Source organism: Xanthomonas maliensis (genome assembly GCF_009192945.1).
In the GTDB taxonomy this organism is placed as follows: Bacteria; Pseudomonadota; Gammaproteobacteria; order Xanthomonadales; family Xanthomonadaceae; genus Xanthomonas; species Xanthomonas maliensis.
The window spans coordinates 1-3,900 of record NZ_NSET01000080.1; the positions used below are offsets into that span (position 1 = coordinate 1).

Below are 3,900 nucleotides of genomic sequence, written 5' to 3' on the forward strand. Positions count from 1 at the left end.
GGATCGTGGCCACGCCGCCTGGGGTCATCGCCACGATGGCGTCGATCTGTGCTTGCGTCAGTGCCACCAAGGGGAGCATCTGTGGCGTGATCGTCGCGCTGTCAGGCGTAATGCCGTTGGGCGGCACGCGCACCGTCACGCTGCCGATGGCCGCTGCCAGTGCGGCCAGCGTCGGCGTGGCGAACAGGGTGCGCAGGTCGGCCTGCAAGCCTTGCTGGCGCATGCGCTCGGTCAGCGTCACCGCCAGCAGCGAATGCCCACCAAGGGTGAAGAAGTTGTCGTGCCGACCGATCAAGTCCAGACCCAGCAGGTCGCACCAGATCGCAGCGATGGCCTCTTCGATGGCGCCCTGCGGCGCTTCGTACGCCGTTGCCGTATAGGCGGCACTGTCCGGCGCCGGTAACGCCTTGCGATCCAGCTTGCCGTTGGGGGTCAGTGGCAGGCGATCCAGCGCCACGTAAGCGGCGGGCACCATGTACTCGGGCAGCGTGGTCGATAGCCAAGCGCGGAACGTTTCCGCGTCCAAGGGGTCGCCCGTGGCGCCCTCGGCACCGACCCAATACGCGACCAGCCGCTTGCCGCTGCCGGCGGCATCCTCCAACGCCACCACAACGCACTCGCGCACGTCCGGATGCGCGCCAAGGCGTGCCTCGATCTCGCCCAGCTCGATGCGGAAGCCGCGAATCTTGACCTGGTGATCGTTGCGGCCGACGAACTCGATCGTGCCGTCGGACAGCCAGCGCCCCCGATCGCCGCTACGGTACATCCGCGCACCGTGCGTCTCAGAGAATGGGTCGGCGATAAAGCGTTCAGCGGTGAGCGCAGGGCGATCCAGATACCCCCGCGCCATTTGCACACCGGCGATATGCAGTTCGCCAACGACCCCCATAGGAACAGGCTCGCCGTGAACATCGAGAATGTAGATGCGCATATTTCCGATCGGCCGACCGATCGGAACCTGGCTGTACGCATCCAATGGACAGGGCCCCGATACGTCCTGGGCCACACACCCAACCACCGTCTCGGTCGGGCCATACTGGTTGACCAGACGAATCTCCGGCGCGAGTTCGTGCCAGAGATCCACCGTCGACGTCGGCAGTGCCTCGCCGCCAATGACGAACAGTGCGGCCGACGGCCTGGCACCGCCTTGTGCAGCAAGTTGCTGGCCCAGTGTTGTCAGATGCGCAGGGGTGAATTTCACCAGTCCCGGCGATGCATTGGAACATAGCCGCTGCTGCAACGCCTGCAGCTTGTCTTGCTCAGGCAACAATTCGATCGTGGCACCACACAGCAATGGCACATACAGGCTGGTGATCGTGGCATCGAACGCCAATGACGACGAAACCAGCGCACCTGTGTCCGGTCGGTAGAAGCGCACCGCCCAGCTCAGGTAGTTGGCCAACCCTTCGTGTTCGATCATGACGCCCTTTGGCGCGCCGGTCGATCCGGAGGTATAGATGACATAGGCCAGATGGCGTGCTTGCAGCGCGCTGGCGTGGCGGTCGGGATTGCTGTCGGGCAGGTGCTGCCAGGCGTCGGCATCGGCCTGCAGGTCCACGCTCACCCATGAGGCGTCTGTGTCTTCCACCAGCCAACGGCTGGCCGTATCGGTCAACACCATCATGGCGCCGCAATCGGCCAGCATGTAGGCCAGTCGTTCCTGCGGATAGTCCGGATCCAGTGGCACATACGCACCGGCTGCCTTCAGTACGGCCAACACCGCCACCACCATCTCGACGCTGCGCTGCAGGCAGATCGCCACACGATCATCGGCACCAACGCCCAACGCACGCAAGTGATGGGCCAATTGATTGGCGCGCGCGTTCAACGCGCCATAGCTCAGTGCCACATCACCGCACCTCACCGCGATGGCCGATGGATCGCGCGTGACCTGTGCTTCGAACCACGCGTCCACATAGCGTTCGCGTGGATAGTCCACCGCCGTCGCATTCCACTGCCTCAACACCTGATCGCGATCGGCTTCGCCCAGCAGCGGCAGACGATCCACGACGCGATCTTCGGCACCTTCGGCCACCATCTCGCGCAACAGATGACGCCAAGACCGCATCCATCGCTCCAGTGTCGAACGCTCGAACAGCGCGGTCGCATAGGTCAGGCGGCCGACGATCTGTTCCTCACTTTCTTCCAACGACAGCGACAGGTCGAACTTCGCACTCGTCTGCCCGGCGCTCAGCCCGCTGGCCTGGAGCTGGCCAAGATCCAGCGTGCCCTGCGGGGTGTTTTGCCAAGCCAGCATCACCTGGAACAGCGGCGTATGCGCCAGGCTGCGCGGTGGCTGCACGAGTTCGACCACCTGCTCGAACGGGATGTCCTGATGCGCTTGCGCCTGTAGCGCGCGCGCCTTCACCGAAGCCAGCAGTTGGCCCAGCGTCGGCGCACCGGACAGATCGATGCGAAGCACCAAGGTATTGGCGAAGAACCCGATCAGCCCCTCGGTCTCAGAGCGCCCACGATTGGCTGCCGGGCTGCCGATGACCACGTCGTCCTGCCCGGATAGACGCGACAGCAACAGGGCCCAACTGGCCAGCACCGTCATGTACAGCGTCAGCCCATGGCGCTGGCTGAGCGCTTTCAGCGCCTGTGTCTGCTCGGCGTCCACCAACACGTCCAGCTGCGCGCCGGCATGGGTTTGCCGCGCCGGACGCGGATGATCGCTCGGCAGCTCCAGCAGTGCTGGCGCACCAGACAGCGCCTGGCGCCAGTACGCGGCTTGCCGTTGCAAGACCTCGCCTGCCAGCCATTGCCGCTGCCAGGCCGCATAGTCGGTGTACTGGATCGGCAACGGCGACAGTGGATCAGTCGCATCGCATGCAAATGCGCGATACAACACGCTCAATTCGTCGATCAGGATGCCCATCGACCAGCCGTCCGAGACGATATGGTGCATGCTGACGAAGAGCACGTGCTCGGTCTGGGCGAGCCGCATCAGCTCGCCACGGATCAGCGGGCCTTGCTCCAGCACGAACGGCTTCTGCGCCGCTTCGGCCAACAGCCGTTCCAGCGCCGCCTCACGATCGGGTACATCGCGCAGATCGTGATGCATCAACGCGAAGCCGCTGTCTTCGGCGGCGATCTGCTGCAGCGCCTGCCCATCGACCAGCGCGAAGGTCGTGCGCAACGACGCGTGCCGGGCGACGATGCGGTCCAGGGCACGCTGCAGCGCAGAGGTATCCAGGACCCCGTGCAGACGCAGGCCACCGCTGATGTGATATGCCTCGCTGACGCCCTCCAACTGCGACAGAAACCACAGCCGCTGCTGCGCGAAGGACAGCAAGGGCGGCGCATCGGGCGCCAGCGGCGTGATCGGCGGCAAGACGGCGGCGGACGAACAGGCGACACAAGCGGCCAATTGCTCAAGCGTCGTATGCGCAAACAGGTCGGTCACGCCGATCTCGGCACCGAGATCCTGACGCAAGCGCGAGGCGACCCGCACCGCCAGGAGCGAATGCCCGCCCAGGGCAAAGAAGTTGTCGCGCCGGCCAATTGTCTGCAGGCCCAATAGCTCGCACCAGATGGCAGCGATGGCCTCTTCGATCGGCCCTTGCGGCGCCTCATACGCATTGGCCGCATAAGCGTTGCCGTCCGGTAACGGTAACGCCTTGCGGTCGAGCTTACCGTTGGGCGTGAGCGGCAGAGCATCCAGCGGCACATAGGCGCTGGGCAGCATGACATCGGGCAACCGTAGAGCCAACTGCGCACGCAAGGTTTCGGCGGCGAGAGGCTCCGCACCGCCGACCAGATACGCGACCAGACGGCGCTCGCCTGGCGTGTCTTCGCGCAGCAGGACGGCGGCGTCCTGCACGCCGTTGCAGACACGCAGGGCTGCGGCGATTTCGCCCAGCTCAATGCGGAAACCGCGTAGCTTGACCTGCTCGTCGG

The 3,900-nt window shown here is 65.1% G+C and carries 1 protein-coding gene; it reads right to left on the reverse strand.

Going from position 1 to position 3,900, the window contains the following annotated elements; genetic code table 11:
* A partial coding sequence (locus CKY51_RS20775) for a non-ribosomal peptide synthetase (protein WP_152249846.1) occupies window positions 1-3,900 on the reverse strand: 3,900 nt, incomplete at both ends.